Origin of the sequence: Dapis brunnea BLCC-M229 (assembly GCF_050015995.1) — a bacterium.
Taxonomy (GTDB): domain Bacteria; phylum Cyanobacteriota; class Cyanobacteriia; order Cyanobacteriales; family Microcoleaceae; genus Trichodesmium.
Map to the genome: position 1 here is coordinate 105,096 of NZ_JBNHEP010000227.1, position 23,820 is coordinate 128,915.

At 34.9% G+C, this 23,820-nt stretch carries 15 protein-coding genes; 8 read left to right on the top strand and 7 right to left on the bottom strand.

Going from position 1 to position 23,820, the window contains the following annotated elements; all coding sequences use genetic code 11:
* Window positions 1-323 precede the first annotated feature (323 nt).
* The 3 genes from ruvX to ACP6PM_RS26420 all read right to left on the bottom strand — a co-directional run bounded on the left by ruvX (window position 324) and on the right by ACP6PM_RS26420 (window position 4,317).
* Entirely contained in the window at window positions 324-785 is a 462-nt protein-coding gene (gene ruvX / locus ACP6PM_RS26410) for a Holliday junction resolvase RuvX (protein WP_426589873.1), read from the bottom strand.
* Window positions 786-844: 59 nt separating this feature from the next.
* Entirely contained in the window at window positions 845-2,134 is a 1,290-nt protein-coding gene (locus tag ACP6PM_RS26415) for a GNAT family N-acetyltransferase (protein WP_426589874.1), read from the bottom strand.
* A gap of 1,010 nt (window positions 2,135-3,144) precedes the next feature.
* Window positions 3,145-4,317 carry a F420-0:Gamma-glutamyl ligase gene (locus ACP6PM_RS26420; protein WP_426589891.1) on the bottom strand — a complete coding sequence of 391 codons (1,173 nt, stop codon included), beginning with the start codon at window positions 4,315-4,317 and terminating at the stop codon, window positions 3,145-3,147.
* 472 nt (window positions 4,318-4,789) lie between these two features.
* Here ACP6PM_RS26420 and cruF point away from each other — a divergent pair, with 472 nt between their 5' ends.
* From cruF to ACP6PM_RS26440, 4 genes are all read left to right on the top strand, one after another.
* The gene (gene cruF / locus ACP6PM_RS26425) at window positions 4,790-5,728 is read left to right on the top strand and encodes a gamma-carotene 1'-hydroxylase CruF (protein ID WP_426589875.1); all 939 of its coding nucleotides are present in this window, start codon (window positions 4,790-4,792) and stop codon (window positions 5,726-5,728) included.
* A 922-nt stretch (window positions 5,729-6,650) separates the two neighbouring features.
* Entirely contained in the window at window positions 6,651-7,829 is a 1,179-nt protein-coding gene (gene cruG, locus ACP6PM_RS26430) for a 2'-O-glycosyltransferase CruG (protein ID WP_426589876.1), read from the top strand.
* Window positions 7,830-8,501: 672 nt separating this feature from the next.
* On the top strand, window positions 8,502-9,449 hold the full coding sequence (locus ACP6PM_RS26435) for an Npun_F2552 family protein (RefSeq protein ID WP_426589877.1): 948 nt from the start codon (window positions 8,502-8,504) through the stop codon (window positions 9,447-9,449).
* Between the two features lie 323 nt (window positions 9,450-9,772).
* Entirely contained in the window at window positions 9,773-12,532 is a 2,760-nt protein-coding gene (locus ACP6PM_RS26440; RefSeq protein ID WP_426589878.1) for a UPF0182 family membrane protein, read from the top strand.
* A gap of 2,074 nt (window positions 12,533-14,606) precedes the next feature.
* Here the strand turns inward: ACP6PM_RS26440 and ACP6PM_RS26445 are convergent.
* The gene (locus ACP6PM_RS26445; RefSeq protein WP_426589879.1) at window positions 14,607-14,879 is read right to left on the bottom strand and encodes a PDDEXK family nuclease; all 273 of its coding nucleotides are present in this window, start codon (window positions 14,877-14,879) and stop codon (window positions 14,607-14,609) included.
* 678 nt (window positions 14,880-15,557) lie between these two features.
* Here ACP6PM_RS26445 and ACP6PM_RS26450 point away from each other — a divergent pair.
* Window positions 15,558-16,472: a TlpA family protein disulfide reductase gene (locus ACP6PM_RS26450; protein WP_426589880.1), complete on the top strand. Its 915-nt coding sequence runs from the start codon at window positions 15,558-15,560 to the stop codon at window positions 16,470-16,472.
* A 233-nt stretch (window positions 16,473-16,705) separates the two neighbouring features.
* On the opposite strand, the gene ACP6PM_RS26455 is transcribed toward ACP6PM_RS26450, so the two are convergent.
* A complete protein-coding gene (locus ACP6PM_RS26455) occupies window positions 16,706-17,695 on the bottom strand; it encodes a hypothetical protein (protein WP_426589881.1) in 990 nt (329 codons plus the stop codon).
* A 90-nt stretch (window positions 17,696-17,785) separates the two neighbouring features.
* Window positions 17,786-18,010 (bottom strand): hypothetical protein, encoded by a 225-nt coding sequence (locus ACP6PM_RS26460; protein WP_426589882.1) that lies wholly within the window; start codon window positions 18,008-18,010, stop codon window positions 17,786-17,788.
* A 279-nt stretch (window positions 18,011-18,289) separates the two neighbouring features.
* On the opposite strand from ACP6PM_RS26460, the gene ACP6PM_RS26465 reads away from it, so the two are divergent.
* From ACP6PM_RS26465 to ACP6PM_RS26475, 3 genes are all read left to right on the top strand, one after another.
* Complete coding sequence (locus ACP6PM_RS26465) at window positions 18,290-18,640, top strand: hypothetical protein (RefSeq protein ID WP_426589883.1); 351 nt, start codon at window positions 18,290-18,292, stop codon at window positions 18,638-18,640.
* 648 nt (window positions 18,641-19,288) lie between these two features.
* The gene (locus tag ACP6PM_RS26470) at window positions 19,289-19,603 is read left to right on the top strand and encodes a hypothetical protein (RefSeq protein ID WP_426589884.1); all 315 of its coding nucleotides are present in this window, start codon (window positions 19,289-19,291) and stop codon (window positions 19,601-19,603) included.
* A 650-nt stretch (window positions 19,604-20,253) separates the two neighbouring features.
* Window positions 20,254-20,604, top strand: coding sequence for a hypothetical protein (locus ACP6PM_RS26475; protein WP_426589885.1), 351 nt, complete (start codon window positions 20,254-20,256; stop codon window positions 20,602-20,604).
* A gap of 569 nt (window positions 20,605-21,173) precedes the next feature.
* On the opposite strand, the gene ACP6PM_RS26480 is transcribed toward ACP6PM_RS26475, so the two are convergent.
* Window positions 21,174-23,820: WD40 repeat domain-containing protein (locus tag ACP6PM_RS26480; protein WP_426589886.1), on the bottom strand; the 2,647-nt coding region annotated here is incomplete at its 5' end.

Consider the following 23,820-nt stretch of genomic DNA (forward strand, 5'->3'; position numbering starts at 1 on the left):
AAACAAGTATTTAACTAGAAGTAAAATTTTTCAAAAACCTCCTAATTCTACCTTCAGTATAGTTTGCTCCAGGCTTTTCATCACGATAAATTTGAACCCCGATCTACATTATAAAAATTATCAAAAAGAATGATATGGTTGAATAAGCTACAAGGGTCTATATTTATACCAAATTTTCATCTGAATATACTTTCCATTTCCAGCCTCTTAGTGTCTTTTCTACTGACTAATAAATCCTGAATCCTGAGCACCTTAAAGATATCTAGCAAAACCTTTGATATTTGGTATTTTATCAAGATAAAATGAGTATTTACTAAGTCTAACTATATTGAGTTATTAACGGGTAAATTAAGTATTTTTAATCTCCGTTCGTCAAGCCATTGCTGCAAAATTAAAGCAGCAGCCTTTCTATCAATTAAACCCTTATTTTGAGAAGGAGAAATATTAGCAGCCTTAAGCATTTCCTCAGCTTGAATTGAAGTCAAACGTTCATCAACATATTCTATTGGTAATTCGAGAGCTTGTGACAACCGTCGAGCATATTTTTGTACTTCCTTAGCTTGGAAACCCATAGAACCATTCATCGAATAGGGCAAACCAACCACAAGAACTTGTACTTGACGGTCCTCAACAATAGTTTGCAATTGAGCTATATCTTGCTGAAAGGAGGTGCGCTTGATAGTAGTAATACCAGTAGCAATTAAACCCGTACCATCACATCCTGCGACCCCCATACGTTTTCTACCTACATCCAAACCTAGTGCTGAAATCCGAGATTGAGCCATTCGCAATTAAGCTCCTTTATCTATATAAAAATTCAATTTAATTACACAATAAAAAATTCTCATCTTGATATTTTTCCATCATCATCATCTCCACTTTTTGAATTAGGAGGTATAAATTTCGAGACAGAATTTACTTGTTCATTTTTTCCTTCCCCATAATTGTTATCATTAGTATTTTGCTGGGAATTAATATTAATTTTATGTTCTTTTTCCATCATTTTTAACCAAGAACTACGGCTTGGGACAGGCTTTCTCGCTGGTTGTAGACTTTGGAGAACTTCTGAAAATTGGAGGTCAGAAATGACTGACCTAGACTCTCGAACTTTATGCCAAACAGAACGAGACATTAACAAAGTATGTTCAATTTGTTTAGCTTTTATCTGTTCCAAATATGCTTCACGTTCAGGTTGATAATCAGCAGAAGCAAGTTGCAAAGATTGATTAGGAAAATCTTGAGCCAATGTTGCCATTTGTGATAATAATTCTGGGTATAACCAAGTATAAGCGGGATGTACAGTTAACTCGGCTATATGTGGTTGTGTACCATCACGGCATAATTTTACTTGGAAGTAACCTATTGCTGCTTTGCGTTGAGATTCAAACACATACCCACTAACCAGCTCAGTATGATTGAGCCATTGCCTAACTCCTTCAATCAAACCACTAAAAAAGCTAGTTTGGAAATCCTGGACATGGCGGTCAAATACTTGGCGTACCAGAGGTGGCATCGATGCTGTATCTAATTGATAGAGCAACTGAGCATCAGCATTACTAACAGGTAGTAAGTTTGGTAAATTTGGCTGATTTTGGGCTAACTCTTCTAATTGTTCGGGAGTAATTGTCCAGTAAGTAATTTGAGCCAATGGCTGAAAACCATTTTGGCGATACAATGCCATTGTATCTTTATCATTCACATTAACTTGCAATAACCATGTCCGTGCTTCCCAAAGTTTTTCAAAGCAGTATCGAAGTAGTTGAGAACCTATTCCTCTAGTATTTCCTGCTTCTTCGATAAATATCCTTTCTACCCGCCAACTGCTACGAGTGCGATTGGTTGGAGAAACTTGGATTGCTCCCTTGACTTGTCCATCTACTTCTGCAACGTAGGAAGTTAACAAATATTTGCAGGGATTAGGGAAAAGGCTCAACAACTTAATTGGCCAGTACCAACGATGAATTTCTGCCAATTTCTGGCTAAGGTTAATGGGAGAGAGATTAAAAGTAACATCTCGGTGGTTGTGTTGGGCCTCTGGAGTTTCCCAGCATAGCTTTTTGATAGCTTCTAGGTCGCGGTATTCTAGAGGACGGATGACCACCTGGCTTTGCTTTTGGTGGATGAAAGGTTTCATGATTTTTTGTTCTTGGTTTTGGGATGCTTTGGTCAAAGTAAGTTTTGAATTTTGTGGGCCTGGGAATTTGGCTAAATAAATTTATTGGTCATCCAAATTATTCAGAGTGACTAAGGTGAGGTTCTCTCATGGTTAAGTGCAAGGGGTATAATGTTAGCTCTCTCAACTTCACAGTTTGAGCTTCCTGCTTCTTAATCTTAATGTCGAACCCGACCCAGGTAGACAAGATCAGACCTACCTTGTTTAATGTTTTATTTAAAATATTTATTGCTGCATTTTCATCTCTGTCTATTACCAAACTACATTATTTAGGAGACATTATTTAGGAGAAAAATGAGTTTTAACTGACAGAGTTTCAGGTACTTTATGACCACAGTTACTACAATTATAACATCTATTATTAAGGCTCACTTTTACCAGATGAGGACCGGGTTTTACTCCTACTATTTCAAGTTTTTTTTATAAATGCGTCTCAACCCACATCATAAATTTATTTTGATAGTTTAGTATTTTTTTGCTTACCTATAAGATGTAATTCTTGAACTACAATCAAATCAAATTCATTGACTAATTTATGAGTAGTAATGCAAGTGAATTTTTTCCCTTTGTCTGGGAATATTTTGATTGAATAGCTATTCTCTTAATGTTGCTTATGCTAGTTCTGAGAGCAATTTTTTTTTTATAGATACTTTCCTTTAGTTTTCTAGCTAATAAGAATCTAGCTCTACAATAAAATTGTGAAACAGGAGAAGTTTCATTAGTCTCAGTAGTTAAGAATTATTTGATATCTACATTAATATTAACCGTGTTTTTAATATTTTCTATAGGCATTAGACTAATAACTAAACTTATCCTCTAAACTCAAACCGATTAAATTAAACTTAAAGTTTCAATCATAAGAAAGGAGTTTTTTTTGCTGTTTTCCTATCCCATTAAATCAAAGATTACAACGGGAGAGAAAAACAACTATTGTTTTTAATGGAGTCTCAAATTGTCATCAACTTTCTGTCTTATGATGAGAATGGCCTAATCAGAACTAGAGGGGTTTGCTCATCAGCATTTCCTGCGGGATTACTTCTCAAAGCTTCCTCTAGTAAAGGGTGAGATACCTTAGAGGTGGCTGCTAATATTTTAACTGCTTTTAAGTCGTTAACGTCTACTATTGCTGCACCCAGACCTGTTGCTTGTTGTATTTGTTCTACTACTTGCTGAGGATTTTCTGGACCTAAAACTATAAATTGGTCATAAGGAGGTAAAGTTCCAGTCACATCATCTATTAGTCTGGCTTGTTCTCCAGCAAATTGGTAAAACATTCCTGGTTTTCCTAAAATTTTGGCAATGGAGCCTCCAAAAAAAGCTATTAATACTCTTATTGGTCCGACAATATCTACTAGAGTTTGCATTCCACAAGCTGTGGCCAAACTTGAGGTAGGCAGAAAGAAGTAACAAATACGTTTGGCTACCCATCCTGGTTTAACATCTGTGGGGTGACGAAAACGACCTTGTATTAGAGCTAGGGGTGTTTCACCTATTGTAACTATGTCTCCCTTTTGAGCATGAGGAACTACATAACGTTTAATAATTTCTATTGGATCGTCTAGCTGAGTTAATAGGTGAGTCCGAATGGGAAATACTTTTGCATTTGTGGTTTCTCGCTGATTTGGTTTCGCATTAGGGTCAGGAAATTTTAGGGGGACTATAATATTTTTCACTTTGGGAATTCGACCACCAGGCCCATAAGTGACATAATTTACTTTAATCCAAGCTGATTTTAGTTGCTCTAAGTTATTACCTTGAATATCAATTGATATTTTGAGTTTTGTCTTTTTTCCTACTTTTACTATATAAGCAAACCAATAGTTATCGGCTCTAGCTGGAGCATCTTCATGGAAAGGAATAATTTGAGTTTGATAATTTACTCCTTCTAAACTTCCACCAGATAGGAGTTTAACTTCTGCCTGTACTTCTGGCACCATAATTTCTAGGCTTTTAGTACAGTTGCATAATTCCATTTCACCTACTAATAGGTATTTTTCTGGTTCTGCAACTGCTAAATTCCAATCTCCAGAGGTTAATTCTAAGGCATTGCCTGGACGATTACGATATTGTAATTCTAGTGCTAACCAGCTTAAAGTTATAAGTATGGCTAAAACAATAATTCCTGTTGTTAAAATTTCTGTAATCACTTAATCTCCTACTAAATATCATTTTAACTAAGTTTACTTAATATAATTTCCTTCATTTTATTTGAAAATCCTGTTGATTCTACATAAGTTTAGTTTATTTAGCCAACTATGAAATATATTCATTATTGATATATACTATATATTATGATATAATTATAAGTTTTATCTTTAAGCAAGAAGTAAGACTGAACTTCCGGCAAAAAATTTCATTTTTCCTTCTGAGTTAAAAAAACGAAATTTAAAAACATAAACAAAAAAATATATTAGGTTATTCCAGTTCTTTTTTTGTAAAGATTTGTAAACTATATAGATAGTGTTTTGTGGAATTGGTTTGCAGAAAAAATTAGTCCCACTTAGGAAAAAATAGTTCTAAATCTCTATTGCTGATGCACAGAGTAGATTTAAACTATTTTCCCAAAAACATAAAAGCAGAAAATTATTGACTTTTGACCTCAAAAATAGGACTTCTATGAAGCAACTTACGATTGCCGAACGCTATCTATTACTTGCACATATCTTATCAACGGTTTTTGGCCTAGCAGGTCTGTTAATAGTTCTACCAAATCCTGAAATTATTGTCAGCTTGCCTCCTATAGGACAAACTGCCTTCCAATGGAGCATGGCAGGTGGAGGAGCAACTTACATTATCTTTGGAGCATTAGCAGTTTCTCTATATGGAATTAGGAATTTAGGAATAGGTACAACTTTGGCTTTTATGCTGCCTTCTGTATTTCTATCTTTGAGTAGCGAACTATTAGGCACTAGCACAGGATTTCCTTTTGGGGATTATGCTTATCTCAGTGGATTAGGATACAAAATTGCAGGTCTGGTACCATTTACAATTCCCTTATCTTGGTTTTACATGGGATTCGTTTGTTATTTACTAGCTCGTTGTGGTTTACAGGTAAAGAGTTCTAGTTCTTGGTTACGTCATGCAGGAGCGATCGCTACAGGAGCAATACTTCTCACAGCTTGGGACTTAGTTCTTGACCCAGCCATGAGTCAGGCACCATTTCCATTTTGGGTATTTCAAGATGAAGGGTCTTTCTTTGGAATGCCTTACCGCAATTTAGTGGGGTGGGTAGGTACAGGTGCAATATATATTACTGTAGCTGCTTTGCTTTGGCGCAAGAAAACTATTTTATTGTCCCGTCAACAATTAAATCTGCCCCTAATAACTTATTTGGTTAATTTTGCTTTTGGAGCAACAATTACTTTAGTTGCGCTGGATAGTAGATTCTTATTACCTACTGGTTTGAGTGTAATATTGGGGGTAGTTCCAGCTATTATTCTATGGTGGATATCTGAAGCTAATAAATTAAGGCAGATGGATATGTCCATAGAAAATGTTGTGACTGGCAATAGGGAAAAACTACCTGAAAAACAGGTAAATCTGGCTATTAAATAGGAATGACTGAAAAATTCTGATAGGTGAGAACAGTAAATAGGGAATAGTTCAGCAATTAACAATTAATAATTAATTATTACCTCTCCCTAAAACGGAGAGGTAATACCAAGAATGAAAAATTTTCTTTTTTTCCCTTTGAAAGGGGAGGGTTGAAAACAGAATTATTTAATTATGAATGATGAATTATTAATTATTCGGTAATGAGTAATAGCTTGACTATTAATTTGCCTACATTTTCCCCTCGCCTGACTAGGAAAAATTCTAGTTAAAATCTGGAATTACTGATTTTTTGATAGTTTTTTCAAGCTTTCCCTAAACTTCAAACTTTGATATTTATTAAACCTCTCGGGAAAAGAGGGAGTAGGAAATAAAGGGAAATATATTGATGATTTCTGCGGTATAATTGATTTGATTTTTGATTATCGGAGATGTCTATTCCTAACAGTATATCCTGTACTTCTAATTCACTAATTCCAAGAATGAGTTTATAGACTCTTGGCTTTGTCTGAAAATAATATAAATAGGACTTACGCAAAGGTACTATATATAGAGTTCAAAAACTATAACGTTACAGTATATCCTGTACTTCTAATTCACTAATTCCAAGAATGAGTTTATAGACTCTTGGCTTTGTCTGAAAATAATATAAACAGGACTTACATTCCGCACTTCAAAATGTAATATGAAATGCAAGTGGTCAGTAGTCAGTAAAGAATAATTCTAGCTAATTATCTGGCTCCATCGAGTATTTATGCTTAATATTTGACTGAGAATTTGACTTAACAGAAAGGTTAATGAATAAGATATATACAGTCTAAATACTTACCAATATTCCAATTTTTATACTACTTTTAATGCTACGACTTGACGTGCGGAATGTGGGTAATAAAGTCTCAAATACTGGCCTATAAAATCTAAAATCATGCCTGAAGTCTTTTTTTTTGTCATGCTAATGTTGCAACTACCAGCAACAGCTATCTTACTATCACGTCTCATTAAAGGTCCGACTCGCCAACCGCCATTAAAACCTGACTCACCTACACCAGAATTATTAGGTAAGGTGACTGTTGTGGTACCAACTCTTAATGAGGCAGAGCGTATTACTCCCTGTTTAATGGGTTTGAGTCGCCAAAGTTATGAAGTGCGGGAAATAATTGTAGTTGATAGTAACTCGGTAGATGATACTCAATATTTAGTTAAGACTACAGCAAAAAAAGACCCAAGGTTTCGCTTAATTACGGACGACCCTTTGCCTTCTGGGTGGGTGGGTCGTCCTTGGGCTTTACATACGGGGTTTTTGGCAAGTTCCCCAAAGAGTGAATGGTTTCTGGGAGTAGATGCAGATACTCAACCAGACCCAGGGTTAGTAGCTAGTTTGGTTAAAAAGGCTGAAGCGGAAGGCTATGATTTGATTTCTCTGTCGCCACGGTTTATCCTGAAATATCCAGGAGAACTGTGGCTACAACCTGCTTTATTAATAACTTTAGTCTATAGGTTTGGACCGACGGGTACAGGGGTACAAACACCAGAGCGAGTTATGGCTAATGGTCAGTGTTTTTTGTGTCGGCGTTCGGTTTTATCGAAGATGGAGGGTTATGTTAGTGCTAAGGGTTCTTTTTGTGATGATGTGACTCTGGCAAGAAATATTGCTGCTGAGGGGTTTAAGGTGGGGTTTCTGGATGGAGCACAGGTTTTGCAGGTGAGAATGTATGAGGGGATGGTGGAAACTTGGCAGGAGTGGGGGCGATCGCTTGACTTGAAGGATGCTTCTCCTACTGTTCAAGTTTGGAGCGATCTTTGGTTATTGTCGGCAACTCAGGGTTTACCTTTGTTGGTGGTATTGGATTATTTGTTGTTTGGTTTGCCTGTTGCTATTTCTATATCTGCCAAATTTTTGTTATTTGCTCTGAATTTATTTTTGTTATTAATTAGGTTTGGTTTGCTATTGGGTATTGCTCCCTCTTATGACTTTAGTAAAGCTCAAGCTAGTTGGTTATTTTTATTATCTCCTTTAGCAGATCCTTTGGCAGTTTTACGGATATTTTTATCTGCTATGAAGAATCCGACAAAATGGCGAGGTAGAGTTTATGGAGAAAATTAGGCTGTTTTTTAGGATTCAGGAGTCAGAAGTCAGGAGTCAGGAGGGAGAATGAATAGTCTAAATCTTATTTATTGGCGTTGCATATTTACGGGATGAATTATAGTTTTAGAGGAATAGGAAGTATAAAGATGGGATTTACTTTTTGTGCAAAGATTCATTCCTTGACTCAGCAACGCCTATTAATTAGACTTAAACTTTGTGAAGTCTAAGAAGTCAGGAGTCAGGAGTCAGGAGAAATAGGAATTATAGAGGAGGTAGGAAAAAGAATTGTTCCTTGATTTTTCTGCTGTTGTCTGTCCAAAATGCTAACTTTTTGCACCTCTAGGGACTGAAAAGCTGGCAATTTTTTCACTCCAAAAAGACTAAAATATTTACAAATCAAAGGCTTTGAGAGTTAATCAGTAAGCACTCAGTAAAGTATTTTAATGAGCAAAATTATTTGTGGTATTATTTTTCATATTTCATATAATTACCTAATCAAAATTAAACCTGTCTAAAAATACCGATTTTGGAAAAGTTTAATAAGTTTAATAAGGGTTTTCAGCACCTACACATAATTATTTACATATAGAAATATTACACCATAATAATTTGAATAGTTTTAATGAAAAGTTGATTTTGTGTACTTGCTTGAAACCTTTTATAGAGATGTCTATTAGTCAAATAAAAATTATGTCTACTGTAAGTTTAATCCGAGCTAATTCTTATAAAATTAACGAATTAGAAAAATCTATAGAGAATCTTTTGGAACCACTAGGAGGAATTAATGCTTTTGTCAAACCAGGCGATCGTGTCTTACTTAAACCCAATTTACTCACAGGTTCTCGCCCTACAAAAGAATGCGTAACCAGGCGAGAAATAGTTTATTGTTTAGCTAAAATGGTAAAAGAAGCGGGTGGTAAACCATTTTTAGGTGATAGTCCAGCTTTTGGTAGTGCTATGGGTGTTGCAAAAGCAAATGGTTATTTATCATTGCTCAAAGAATTTGACTTACCAATAGTTGAATTTCATGGCAAACGTTACGACATAATTAGTCAAGAATTTAATCATTTACTATTAAGTAAAGAGGCAATGGCAGCAGATGTAATAATTAATTTGCCTAAGCTTAAATCTCATGTTCAACTAACTATGACAATGGGAGTAAAAAACTTATTTGGTTGTGTGCCAGGAAAAATGAAAGCTTGGTGGCATTTAGAGGCGGGTAAAGATGCTAGTCGTTTTGGTAAAATGCTGCTAGAAACAGCAAAAGCAATTAATCCAGATTTGACTATTATTGATAGTATTATCGGTCAAGAAGGTAATGGTCCTGTTGGTGGAGAACCTCGAAATTTAGGTATTTTGGGGGCATCTACAGATGTATTTGCTTTAGACCGAACATTTGCAGAAATTTTGAAGGTTAATTTAGCAGAAATTCCCACAGTAGCAGTTGCTGAGGAAATGGGATTTTGTTCTGATTTAAAGAGGGTTGATTTTCCATTATTACAACCCGCTGAAGTGGAGGTAGAAAATTGGCAGTTACCGACAACTAAGACACCTATTGATTTTGGTGTTCCACGGATAATTAGGTCTACTTTTAAACATTTATTCGTTAAGTTTATTCGAGAACCAATGAATATTTAGTATTAGGGAATAGGGAATAGGGAGTAGGGAGTAGGGAATAGACCAGAAGATGCAGCTATTTTTATTAGGACTTACGCATAAACCGGGTTTATCGACGAAATTTCGTGATTTGAAAAACAATAATCAGGGCAATAAACTCGGTTTCTTGTTTGGGTGTGTAAGTCCTATGTTTAAAAGATGACTGAAATTGGGACTAAAAATATAGCTAGTCCTCTGTAGGGGTTTGGTGACCAAACCCCTACTTTTATCAATCTTCATAATAAAGCTTCTGTCTAAACCGGATTTAGTATAATAGACTTTTTAATACAAAACAATGGGAAATTATGAAAATAGGAAATTCCATAATAATTGCAGTTAGTTTAATTTTTGTAGTTTTTGTTTCCCTTTCTCGAACTTTAGTTCATTTATTAACTGAAGTATGGTGGTTTAATGCTGTTGATTTTGCTGATGTTTTCTGGACAAGATTAAGTTGGCAAATATTTCTGTGGGTGGGTACATTTGTTATTTACTGTTTGTTTCTTTGGGGTAATTATTGGATAGCTGAAAAGTTGACAAGCGATCGCTCATTTAGTTTTTGGAGAGGAACTGAATTAGCACCCTATAGTAATATCTTCACTAAAGGAATAGTAATTGTAAATATTCTGCTGATATCTTTAAGTGCAGCAACAACTACATCTCCAGCTTGGGAGACTTTTTTGAAATTCTTAAATGCTGTAGATTTTGAGATTCAAGACCCCATTTATCAAAGTGATATAGGTTTTTATGTATTTAGATTACCCTTATATGAAGGAATCAAAGATTGGTTATTTACCCTACTTGTTGGCGGTTTAATTATTGCTATTATAGTTTATGCTTTGAAGGGTAAATTTACTAATCAGCGAAAATGGCAAAATTTCTTAACAGGTTCTATTAAAACCCATATTAGTCTTCTCGTGGCTGGAATTACTATTTTAGTTGCAGTGGGATTTTGGTTAGAACGTTATGAATTACTTTTTGACTCTAATGGGGTAGTTTTTGGGGCTGGATATACAGATGTTCACGCTAAACTTCTTGCCTATTGGGTTATGGCAATAATGGCATTATTATTAGCAGTAGTTTGTGTACTTTCTATCTGGAAAAATAATATTCTCTGGCCGACTTATGGGATGGTTATTTATATAGTTATCTTTGGATTATTCAATGTTTTATATCCAGGGTTTCAGCAGAAATTTATAGTCAATCCTAATGAACTGCAAAAGGAAAAACCCTACATAGCAAATAATATTAAATTTACTCGTGAAGCTTATGGTTTAGATGATGTAGAAACCAAAAGTTTTCCAGCTAAATCAGAATTAGATAGTCAAACATTAGAAAAGAATCAAGCCACAGTTCGTAATATTAGACTTTGGGATTATCGACCCCTACTCAGCACCTATCGTCAACTCCAGGAAATTCGACTTTATTATCGGTTTAATGATGTAGATGTTGACCGTTACACTATTGATGAAAATTACAGACAGGTAATGCTTTCTCCTAGGGAAATGGTTTATTCTCAAGTTCCTAGAAAAGCACAAACTTGGGTAAATAAACACTTAAAATATACTCATGGTTATGGATTAGTAATGAATCCGGTAAATGAAGTCAAACCAGATGGTTTGCCTGTGTTATTTATCAAAGATATTCCGCCAGTTTCTCAGGTAAATCTTCAGGTAGAGGAACCAGCTATTTACTATGGAGAAAAAACCGATACTCATATTTTTACGGGCATGAGTACCGAAGAATTTGATTATCCCCGGAGTGGTGAAAATGCTTTTACTTTCTATAGTGGTACGGGGGGAGTACCAATCAATTCTTTGTGGCGAAAACTTGCCTATGCCTATGATTTAAGCAGCATTAATATTTTAATTTCTGGCTACTTTACTGACAATTCAAAAATTCATTACTATCGAAATATAAAAGAAAGAGTAGAACAAGTTGCACCCTTTTTAAGATTTGATAATGACCCTTATATTGCCCTGATTGACGGAAAAATGCAATGGATATTAGATGCTTATACAGTGAGCGATCGCTATCCCTATTCAGAACCACTTTATTTGAGTAATAATGCCAGGGCAATATTAAATAGAGGTAATATTGAGCGGATAGCTAGGGGAAATGTTAATTATATTCGGAATTCTGTAAAAGTTATGGTTGATGCTTACAACGGCACGATGAAATTTTTTGTAGTAGATGAAAATGACCCGGTGCTGAATACTTACCGCAAAATCTTTCCTCAATTATTCACAGCAAAATCCGAAATTCCAGCTAATGTTAAAGCACATTTTCGTTATCCCTTAGACCTATTTAAAATTCAGGCTCAAATGTATTTGTCATACCACATGAGCGAGCCACAATTATTTTACAATCAAGAAGATTTATGGCGGTTTCCCACAGAAATTTATGAAGAGAATAAACAATTAATGGAACCCTACTATTTAATCATGCGGTTGCCAGAACAAAACCGAGAGGAATTTGTTTTAATTTTGCCATTTACTCCAGTAAATAAAGATAATATGATTGCCTGGATGGCAGCACAATCAGATGGAGAAAATTACGGCAAATTATTATTATATGAATTCCCCAAACAAAAATTAGTTTACGGTCCTAGTCAAATCGAAGCTCGCATCGACCAAAATCCTCAAATATCCCAACAATTAACTCTATGGAGTCAGAAAGGTTCAAAAGTAATTCGTGGGGATTTATTAGTAATTCCCATAGAAGAATCATTAATGTATGTAGAACCAATTTACCTCAGAGCTGAACAAGGAGAATTACCGGAACTAAAAAGGGTAATAGTTGCTTATGACAAAGAAGTTGTAATGGCAGAAACTCTAAATCAATCTTTAGCAGCAATTTTTGGTGGGGAAGTAGAAAAACAAGAAATTCAAGTTACAGAAAAAACGTCAGAAACAGAAAATATTTCTGATTTGATTAATGCAATAGTAGAAGTTTATGGTCAAGCTGAAGCAGCAAGACGAGAAGATAATTGGGTAGAATATGGTAAATCTAAACAAGAATTTGAACAACTGCTTCAAAAGTTAAAAAATCAAACAGAAAATAATTAAAATTAGTATTAGGGAGTAGGGAATAGATAAGAAGATGCAGCTATTTTAGTGAAATAAATATATTTATACCATTTCTGAAAAAGAATGCTATGTATGGTTTGGTAGGGAAGTGTGGGGAGTAGGTAGGGACGTTGCATGCAACGTCCCTACGGGAGAGGTTAAAAGTAGGAAAAATAATTATTAATCAACTAATAACTCTCGAAAACAGATTTTAAATCTTGCTAACTATTGAGGTCTTGAAGTATAGCTGAACCATAGCATTAATAGATGGTAATTGGTATTACTCCTCTGTATCGGTTTGGTAACCAAACCCCTACTTTAATCAAATGAATTTAGGCGATCGTTAAGGGGAACCAAGTTCTATCGCCATCAAGCTACTTTATCTAAAATCTATAGCACTTAGGCAGATACCACATATATAGCGTTAAAAACTATAACGTTATAGTTTTTGAACTCTATATATAGTACATTTGCGTAAATCCCGATCTAAAAACTATTGCGCAATAGTTGAATTATAGCGCTGTTCACAAAGGTAGACTACAAAACTTCTGCCACCTGCTTTTTGCTTTCTGCCTTTAAGCCAAAATCTCCGTATTCTATGTTAATGAGAATTCCTATAATTACCAATCTACAAGAGGGCAATTGCGAAGGGGAACGGAGTTCTATCCCTTGCGCAACAGTTAAATTAATTATCAATCTACAAGAGGGCGATCGCTAAGGGGAAGGGAGTTCTATCCCTACCAAGCTACTTTACCTAAAATCTAAAAACTGTTGCGCAACAGTTAAATTAATTATCAGGTAGTTCTGCATGGTAATGGTAAGGATATGTATTTTTTAATTTCTCCGACACTCCCCATCTCACCATCTCCCCATCTCCCCACACTGCTGGTGCTTCCTTTACAATTACTATGCACCACCACCAATTATCAATCTACAAGAGGGCGATCGCTAAGGGGAACCAAGTTCTATCGCCATCAAGCTACTTTATCTAAAATCTATAGGACTTAGGCAGATACCACATATATAGCCTTAAAAACTATAACGTTATAGTTTTTGAACTCTATATATAGTACATTTGCGTAAATCCCGATCTAAAAACTATTGCGCAATAGTTGAATTATAGCGCTGTTCACAAAGGTAGACTACAAAACTTCTGCCACCTGCTTTTTGCTTTCTGCCTTTAAGCCAAAATCTCCGTATTCTATGTTAATGAGAATTCCTATAATTACCAATCTACAAGAGGGCAATTGCGAAGGGGAACGGAGTTCTATCCCTACCAAGCTACTTTATCTAAAATCTAAAAACTGTTGCGCAATAGTTAAATTAATTATCAATCTACAACAGAGCAATCGCGAAGGGGAAGGGAGTTCTATCCCTACCAAGCTACTTTATCTAAAATCTAAAAACTGTTGCGCAACAGTTAAATTAATTATCAATCTACAAGAGGGCAATCGCGAAGAGGAACGGAGTTCTATCGCCACCAAGCTACTTTATCTAAAATCTAAAAATTGTTGCGCAATAGTTGAATTATAGCGCTGTTCACAAAGGTAGACTACAAAACTTCTGCCACCTGCCTTCTGCCTTCTGTCTTTAAGGCAAAATCTTTGTATTCTATAGTTAATGAAAACTGCTATAACTATCAATTCTCTTTCCTGTTCTGCTCTTTGCCGTTCCTTTTGTGCCTGTTCGTCTCCTGTTAATAAAATCCTAGCTGATTTATCGCATCATCGCAGCCAATTATATTCTTTACCCTCAAATTTGCCAGACCAAATTGTTAATCCTAACCCTACTTGTGACAAAAGTAAATTATCTAAAAGAATATAATTTTTTCCCTGTAAATGATAGATTCGTAGTATAAGTTCACCTAATTGATGAAGTGGGTTAAAAACTATATAATAAGCTACTATAGCACGGGCTTAACGAAGTCATAATTCAGATAGGGGAGCCGTCGGATTTGTGACGTACAAAAGTTATTTTTGTAACAGGGATTTGAGCAAGCCTCCAAAAATATTTCGCCTTAAAAGGCGGGGTTTTAGACCCAATTATTTTGATAATCTTCTAACTTACTACCTAGTTAATTTCCGATTTTATTAGAAACAATTTCAATTGCTACCTCTGGAGATTTGCCAAACTCCCAAACAAAATAGGAAAGATTCTTTTTTTGACTCCAATCTTCAGGAACTTCTACTTTTAAACTTAGGAGAATATCTGGTACAAGGGGTGGCTGTTTCAGACCATGAAAAAGTCCGACATTAGCAGTAGCTAAAAATGGTGTATCTGTCTGGAAAGAACTATAGAGAATAGATGTTAATAGTCGCTGTTGTTTTTCAGAAATTAGGTTATTCACAGGTGTATCATCTTCTGTAATTATATGACTAATATCAGGAGTCGGTATTTCCCAATTTTAACTCTGATTTTCTGGTATTTTTGATGGTGATTCAATATTTACTTTTGTTGGAGATGTAGACATAATTTGTAAGCATTCACCTTTTTAAAGTAATAACTTTACTTCGGTTAGGAGATGTGTAAGAATAACCTGAACAGTTTTTTGATTGAAGCTAGATTTCACAATCTATTTTAGATAAAATTTGTACAACTTATTTTTACATGATACCTTAGCTAATTATCTTTATTATTTCCTGCAGAATGTTGCACAAACATAAACTTTGAATTCTTCTTGGAAACTAATTCCTGCTTATCAGGCAATGAACTAATAGCTAATCGCTAATAGCTGATAGCTGACAGCTGAATGCTTACCATGATTTTTGATTGCTGTTTCGCTCCAAACTATTGTTATAATTAATTCTAGCAATTCTCATACTGGTGAGGTACAAAATTATAGATTTTCGGGAACACTTTAACTGGGGAAATAGCAGTAATATCATATTGTAGCTGAGTTATTTGACAAAAAAATACTAATAACTGATAACTGATAACTGATAACTAATAACTAATAACTGATAACTGATAACTGATAACTAATAACTAATAACTGATAACTAATAACTGATAACTAATAACTGATATGATGTTATTTATCTTAGCTTCTACAGCTTCAAATATAGTGGGTAGTATTTTTCTCTTGACTGGTATTGCTAAAGTTATAGAACCTTGGAAATTCACCCAACATATTGCCAAACTTAATTTAGTAAATCCTCAATTAATTACACCTGTTGCCGTAACTTTTACTGCGATTGAATCAGCTTTAGGAGTTGCTTTAATCTTAGGAGTTTTTCCGACCCTAATAATACCTGTAAGTATTTTATTATTATTTGGTTTATCAATGCTAACTTACTGGAGTACATCAACTGGTAAAACAGAAGATTGTGGTTGTTACAACGGTTGCTTAGAAATTACTCCTACCCAAAGTTTAATCCTAAATACTATTTATATTTTTCTATTAATATTTGCTGAATTTTTAGGTAAATATCACCCTACTGTTTTGTGGCAATGGCTAGTGGTATTAATAACTTTTATCACTAGCTATGCTTTGGCTGCTGGTTCCCTAGAATATATGCAAGAAAATGGTCGTCCTTATATTGATTTTACCCCATTACAAGAAAACCGAATGTGGCAAATAGAATGGCTAGGAGAAGATTCAAAATCTTTAATGTCTGGGTCTGTAATTGTGGTTTTTATGAGTCCTAAATGTTCTCAATGTAAACATTGGTTGGGTGTGTTGAAATTAGTACAATGGCAAGATAATTTACCAGCAATAGTCGGATTAATAGATACTGAAAATATCCAAGCAGGGCAAAATTTTGTAGATAGATATTTTTTGAATTTTCCCGTTGTTGTAGTGGATAAAAAGTTGTATAGAAAATTAAATATAGAGGTAGTACCTACGGCGGTTCTTTTAGAAGATGGGGTGATTCAAGAAAAATGGATAGGGTTAATGCCAATGTGGTTTATTAATAAAATTAATCAGCCCACTAGGTGACAAGCACCTCAAAACCATTGTTAAATAAGGGAGCATCGCCAAAAAAAGAAATGGAAATTAATTGCCCAAAATATAGGTAAAAAATTTGTATCCCTTTAGTAGACCTTTTGCAAAAGTTTTAATCAAATAAATTCAATATCTAAAATTAACAATTTCATCTACCTATTCCCTATTCCCTATTCCCTATTCCCTATTCCCTGACTTCTGCAAGAAGTCTAGTAAAATCCTGCTAATTAATGAATGAAAGAAAGATCGACTGTACCAAAATTTGTACTGAGAGCTATTTGCATATTCTCCAATGCTTTAACTAACCATTGAGCTTTTTTTTGTGTAGAAAATTTGTAATGATTAAACAAAATTGCAAATCGTTTCTCTAAGCTTGGTCTAACTTGTTGACAAACTAATAAAATTTTTAGTAGTAGTCCTATTGTTATTACGGGTCCTAAATTACCAATCAGATTAATAAAGAAGAAATGCTCTGGTTGCTTTTCATTATGCAAAATTAAAAAACTTAATAATTTATGGCAAGTCTCGATCGTTAAAAATTCATTCAATAGCTCATCATCACTATCAGACATAACAGTTTGTAAATAGTTGTATAGTTTATGCTTAAACTGAACTCGAATATGATGATATTCAACATCAAAAGATGTAATTAGGTACTCATACAAACTGTCTTTAAAACAGTGATATGTTAGGGGTAATGTGGTATAACCTAAAAACAGTTTAGCATAATTTAGATAAGTTTCATTACCTTCTACTTTACCCACAAATTGTTTGATAGATAATAAGAGTTCGTCATTTGATAATAAGGTGGGATTTTGAAAGGATTGTAATTCTTTAGTAACTGTAGAGCTTTTAATTTTACTAAACTTTCGTCGGAGTTGGTGAGTAACATAATGGGATAAATCAATTTCATATTGTTGCTGTTTTTGCTTTTGCATTTTTCTGATGGCTTGTCGATCTTCCTTACTAATATTTCGATTAATTAATAAATATTTATATAAATAGGGATAGTGACAATGAAGATTTTCCAAAGGTTGATTTAAAGTATTGTCACTATCATTTGTAGATGATAGATTCATCACTTCTACCATACGTTTTAAGCTGAAATACTTTTGACTATAAGTAAAACCTTTGACAAGTTCTAGCATTTTTTTTGTTTGGCGAGAGACATAACAGGAAGATTTAGATTTATCGATCGCTTGTTGAAATAAATTCATCAGTTTTTTTAAAGCATTTTGTTTATCTTGAGGTAGTGGCTGATGATTAATCAATATATAACAGGAACGATTCAGGATATAATTGAATTTTTATTCACATTGTGGGAGTTGTATAATTCCCCTCAGTACTGTAGATATTTCCGGAGTTTGGTATGGAGAACATTGAATCAATAGTATCCGAAATCGCTCAATGATTTTATCGATAGATTCTGTTAAAACCAGTTCCAAAAAGTGATGATAAATCTTTTGTTCTTCTCCACATATTTTTTGATAATCGGAATCTGTAGCGATGATTTTTTTACCTTGAGATTTCATGGGTCTATACCTCCCGGAAAAAAAGAATATTGTTGCTAATGCAGCCTGGCAGAAATAATCCGCCAGTTAATCATTAAACTTGTCGCTTGATAAAATAAAAAAATTTTGTGTCTCAATCTTGTTCCATTACAAATAATTTTAACTAACGTTTATTTGCAGTAACGAAAAATGACATTTAATTGCATATTTAATCTTGACTAACTCTGAAAATGAATTTCAAAATAGTCAATGTGAATTTTTTTTCACATTCACTACAAGAACAGAAAAATTTATGAAAATATGATTCATAGTAAATCTGGTTTAGACAGAAGCTTACCCGATGAAGGTAAGGCACTTATGTTGAGGAAAGAAGGTAGAAGGGTTAGAAAGTATTTGAAAAAAGGTAATGCATCCAGGACCCAATTTGGTATCATATTGTCTTTAATAGGTAGTGAGGGATATCTTAAAATTAAGGGTTTTCCTAGTAGATGTAGCGATAAAATTTTGATTTGGCGATCGCATTCCGCAAAGTTCTGCTTTTTCCGAGCAAAGTTAAGTGGCGATCGCTCTATCTATTCCATAACCAGTACTTTAGCACCCAAATCTTCTCCAATATTGGTTTCACTTCCCTCATCTTTGAGGTTTTGGTAACAGAGGTTCAAGCAGTTGCTACTGACGTTCGTGTACCCTCCCGGAGGGAATCGCTCAGATCCCTAGGGTAAGATTTTCAGGACATTCATTTGACAGATATTTTTACTGTTATTATCTTCCTGCTTCAAATGTCTTCATATACTTATCTTTAGCTTTTTTTTTACAAATAGTCTTTTATTATTGTGGATTTGTTCTGCTTGTTTTAATAACTTTTTTAACTGTTCATACTTGATGCCTAATAAACGTTCTAATTCTTGTGGATGATTATCAATTCATTCAAGCATACTGGTCATAATTAGCCACTCAAAATTATATTTTTTATTATTCTATAGCAATTCCCAAAAAGCGTGAGGTACAAAATTCGTTTGCTTTAGGTAACAGACAATAGGTAACAAGCAACAGTGAAGTAAAGATAAAAATGTACCTCAAGTTTACTGAGAAAAGATATATCACAATTTATTTATTTTTCGGAGATGTAAAATAATTTACACTATAACTAGATTAATTCCCAAAATCTAAGTAAAATAATTAGTAGATGGCCAAGATTTTTATGCCAATATGGCAACATAAATCTAGTTAAATTATTTACTATAAAACCAGTTGAAAAACTATAAATTGAATAATCAAATCAAAATTTGGAGCAAATCAATGAATATTTCTGAAATAAATTATCTAGAAAATGTGAAAGAATCCAGTTTAGTTAACGGTGGTTTATCTATTGCTTATCCTCCTATTTTTCCTTTTCCTCTTCCTACTAATACTCTGAATGCTTCTGCATCTTCCCAAACTTTTGGAAACGGCTATTTCACACAGGCTACAACTCAATCTACAGTCAATATTTCCCCAAACTATGCCCAAGCAAGTACCTATGGAACTGTTTCTACTTGGGGTGGAACTGCTTCTACCTCCAGTGCTGCTAGTGCTTCTAGTAGCAATTCCTCTCCCTATCCCTACTATTATTAAGTAGTTAGACAAAATTAATTGGAGCAAATAAAATCACCCTCTCCAGTCTGGATACTAAACGGTTTTAACCTGTGGAATATCAATAAATCAAGCATATTCCTATCCCTAATCATGGAACATAACTTGGTTATTTGAGTAGGTATTAATAAGAGGTAATATCTTGATGATAGCTCTTATTAATATCTTGGTTAATGCTAAAAATTCAACTCAAAGCTGCTCACTGTTATGATATAGACGAAAAGCGACGGCAAATTTCTGGTTATGAAGCTCAACTTCACCGTTAGACTTTAAAACTAGAAATAGCAGCAGCAGTATTTAGTGCTAAACCAGGAGTAGTAATTTCCCCTATTAAAATAGATCAAAGAGATCGGATTTTAAGTGAATTAGTATTACCTATCTCAACTAAGAAACCCGGTTCATTCAGCTGATTATTAAATCACGAACTTTCCTCGCTAAACCCAGTTTATGCGCAAGTCCTGATAAATTTATCCCTCAGAGATAGTTAACCTCTCTGAGATAATATCATCTCCGGTCGAATAAATTGTGATGATTATCACCTAGATTTTTCAACCAAAATGGCAACTAAATTCTAACTAATAGAATTACATTCTAAATTAATAGTAATACTCACAAAAAGAAACATTAACAAAATGATTATTTCAAACTTGAATTACTTAGAAAAGTTATCTGAAAAAACTGATAATGTCAAAGGTGGTGGATACGAATACACCGTAATCGCAATCTCCAAGGGACCTATAGCTCTTAGTGAGACTAAAATTCAGGCATCAAACGCTCCCACTGATAATATATCTGTATCCACTTTTGCTTCTGCCGCGAATTTTACTTCTACCAGGTTGACTGAGGGCCCTACTTCAGAATTTATATCCACTAAACCTTTTCAACCTTATTGTCTATGTGGTACTAGTTTCTATAATATAGTTAAACCACCGCAACTAGAGATTAAGCAAGAACTATTCCAAACTACAGACTTTTTGCACTAAGTTTTGCTGAATACTGTAGGGAGCTTGTATACAAAGTCCCTACATTATCTCTGTTGGAAAAGTCATCCTAAAAATCTTTTGTTGCGCCTAATGCTTTGAAAATCTCTTGCCTCTTGTATGAGTTCCTACTTCTACAAAAAGTCTATTCTTTTTCACCATACACCTTGAAACATCGCCCGATCCAGTGGGGTAATTCTTTATACCAATTCCCATGCATTAATGCCATACTTGGGTGACACTTCAGTTATTAAGTAATTAACAAGCAAAGCAAACAGGACTTATTCCCTAATTATTAGCCAGTTAATGTTAATTATTCTTATTTTGTACGGACGTTTAGCTAACGCACAACTTCGTTAACGCTGCGCGACATGAAACGCATTTTTGTTATGCAACGTCTCTACCCCCACCGACCACACGGACCACACTTCCCCACCTAATCAAATATAGCAAGATTTTTGAGAAATGGTATTAGATAGTCCCTTCCCTTACCCGAAGATAACCTTGAGCAAGCAGTCAGTCTAATTATTCGTAGGATGGGTAGAGCGATAGGGAAACCCATCAATTCCTTTCTAAGGATTAGGGCGAACACTAACATTAAGAATCACCGTGCCATTCGGATCGATAACTTCTAATTGATAGTTACCATTGTCAAGTGGAGACATTGTATATTGATAGTTACCATTTTTCCAGACGTAGCGACCATCTTGATAATCAGAAGCTTGAGCAATTTCAATACATTGGTTTTTACGATCGCATCCTTTGTAAGAAGCATTTTTACCAATGCCTGTAATTGTTATGGTATAGTCGTTACCTGTATATATTGATGGGCTATCATTAGATAGGGTAGAGGGATTTGGAGAAGGGATAGTAGAAATTGGAGATGCAACCTGCTTTAGTTGTGGTACACCCTCACATAAACGGCGATCGCTCTCCTGAACATTGGGGTTATTTTCTAAATAGTCTCGCACCAAATTACACCCTTTCTCTCTCAGTTCATCTAATCCCTCAATTTCCCACAACTTGACTGTACCGTCCTCTTTAGTAGCAATCAGTAGCTTGCCATCGGCACTAAAGTCTATCTCTTTGAGATCAGATTCATCCTTGTTTAACTTAAGCAATTTTAATTGCTTGCCTGACAAGTTCCATAAACGAATACCATCATCATGTCCGCTAGCAAATAACATACCATCAGGACTTAGACTGTCACCCCCCCCATGAAATTGCTTTATTGGAGAAGTTGCAAAAATTAGATTGCCGGATTTATCCTCAATATGGCTTGAAAATAGCTTTTCTCCTAGTTCATCTAGAGTTGATTGCCTCCTCAATTCGTACTCTTTTTTGCTCAACTTAACTTTATCAATTTGTTCTGGTTTGATTTTCACGTCTACAGTTACAAGCTTTTCTGTTAAATCCCACAAGCGTATAGTTTTATCTATTCCCGTACTAGCCAGTTGATTACCATTAGGGCTAAATGCGATCTTCAGGACTCGACCTTGATGCTCTTTTAATTCAAATAATAATTTACCTTCTCGATCCATTATGCTTATAGCTCCATTCTGTTTTGGATTTGCTATCTCCTCACCACTAGGACTAAAATTGGTAACAAATATTCTCTTTTCTGAATATTCTTTTTTTATAAAATCTTTTGTCTGTAAATCTGCCAAGCTTCCAAACATTATTAATTTCTTGTTATCAGGACTAAAAACAAGAGGTAATGCCCCACTCAAATTCAGATATCCTTCAAAATTACCTGAAAATTCACCTAGCTGTTCGCCTGTCTCAAAATTAGATAAGCGCAGAAAATCCCTATCTCTATGGACTATCACTAAATCATTATTGCTGTTAAAACCAACGTTGTTATAGTTAAAGTCTTGGTCTGGTTTTATTTCTATAGGTTTACTACCTGAAATATCCCACAAACTGACAGTTCTTATATAAAGCAGATTCAAAGTGCCTCCTAGAGAGTATGCAACAATCGCCAATTGCTTACTATCAGGGCTAAACAAAAGTTTATGAAAAGGTCCTGAAAAGTTATTTGGAAGTTCTTTTATTTTTTCCCCTTTTAAGTTCCATAAACGTATCTTACCATTTTTGTCAGCAGTAGCGAGCAAGTTTCCATCTTGACTAAAAGCTATTCCATCCAGAATCTGATCGCCATTATCTTCATGCCCTTTCAATGACATCTGGCTATTGTTAGACAAATTACGTAAAGTAACATTACCCTGTTTATCTCGTTTAGCCAACATTAAATTACCCTGAGAATTGAAAGCTATAATGTCGGCTTCTATTCGCTTCCATTGATTGATTTCTCTAATTGTATAAACTATTGTTCTCAGCGTTCCCTTTACTTCATTCTGTAACTTAGCGTTTGGCTTTAATAACTGCAAAAGCCACTCTGTTTTAAGAGTCTTTGCTGCCCGTAAACTCTCAACTAAAGCTTCTAAATCTTGATCTAATTGTAAGTTTGCTTCGGCAGCTTGCCGAGAAGCCTGAATTTGACCAATTAAAGCGTCTCTCTGTCCAATCAAGGAGAATACCAAACCGGTGCCTAACCCGATAATAACAGCGATCGCTACACCCCAATTGCGACGAGTATTAAAGTTTTTTCGCCTGACGCTACGCTGCACAAACTCACTTTCTACTTGATTAAGCCAGTTATTATCCGATAAATATACCTTTTTCAACAAATCCAGACGAGGGTTATTATGCCAAAGAAACCTGACCTGTCCTTGTTTGTTCCAATCCTTAGCCGCTGGAGTCAACCGCCGTTGTAGAAGTAAACCTTCCTCATCCTCCTGCTTCCACTCCAACTTTTTCCAACCCCGCACCAAAGCATCATGAGCAAGTTCCACATAAGAATTTCCATCAGCATCTTTCCCTTGAACTAATAACCGTGCTGCGGTAAAACGCCTAATTACTTCCTTAACTAGACCATCTTTCTGTTGGGAATATTCTAGTTCCGATGACGGGACTCGCCTGCGCGCTAACTCCCCTCCACCAAGAGCCACCATCCGTAACATTACATGACGGATAATCTGAGCATAAGCAGAATCGTGATTAACTAACGCCTCATATTCCTCATCAGCTCTTTGAGTCAGAGATTGAGTGACTCCTCCTATTGATTCATAGTCTGCTTGAGTAATACTGCGGTCTAATATCTCTCCTTGATTTTGTGCTTTTGTCTGTCGCTGTAAATACTTCAGATACAGTTCGCTC